Here is a 557-nt window from a genome sequence, read left to right on the forward strand (position 1 = left end):
GTAGCCGACTGTGCTCCATCTGTGGCTGGAAGAACGAGGCGCTGACATTGAGAGATCGAACATGGGTGTGTGCTCAATGTGGTGCGCACCATGACCGTGACCTCAATGCGGCGCTGAACCTGAAACGGCTGGCAACCGAAACTGCCCTACCCGTGGCGAGTCCGTCCAGCAATGGCGGCGCTGCGGCGGGGACCGTCCCCGCCGTAGTCGGGAAAGTCACGCCTGTCAGATACGACGGTGGTCAACAGGACGCGTCGGGGCAGGAAGAGAACCGTGCGCACTTTTGCGCACATTCTTGATAGCAGGATTCGGCGCTACACCCGCGCCAAGCAGAAGCTGATCAAGCTGCTCGAAGAATACCGTCAGGCCCTCATCCACCAGGCCGTCACCGGCAAGATCGACGTCCGCACCGGCAAGCCGTACCCGGCCTACAAGGACTCCGGCGTCCCGTGGCTGGGCCACGTGCCGGAGCATTGGGAGGTACGCACAATCAAGAGCCTTGCGGGAAAGGGATACAAGACCTTTGTAGACGGCGACTGGATCGAGAGTCCATAGAT

Annotated in this window: 2 protein-coding genes; both read left to right on the forward strand. The window is 61.0% G+C overall.

Annotated elements, in window-relative coordinates; genetic code table 11:
• Positions 1-8: 8 nt before the first annotated feature.
• Complete coding sequence (locus NW837_RS15075) at positions 9-299, forward strand: zinc ribbon domain-containing protein (RefSeq protein WP_414332429.1); 291 nt, start codon at positions 9-11, stop codon at positions 297-299.
• A complete protein-coding gene (locus NW837_RS15080; RefSeq protein ID WP_414332427.1) occupies positions 274-555 on the forward strand; it encodes a restriction endonuclease subunit S in 282 nt (93 codons plus the stop codon). The genes NW837_RS15075 and NW837_RS15080 overlap by 26 nt, the downstream gene beginning before the upstream one ends.
• Positions 556-557 lie beyond the last annotated feature (2 nt).

Source organism: Synechococcus sp. R6-10, assembly GCF_047461815.1.
GTDB lineage: Bacteria > Cyanobacteriota > Cyanobacteriia > Thermostichales > Thermostichaceae > Thermostichus.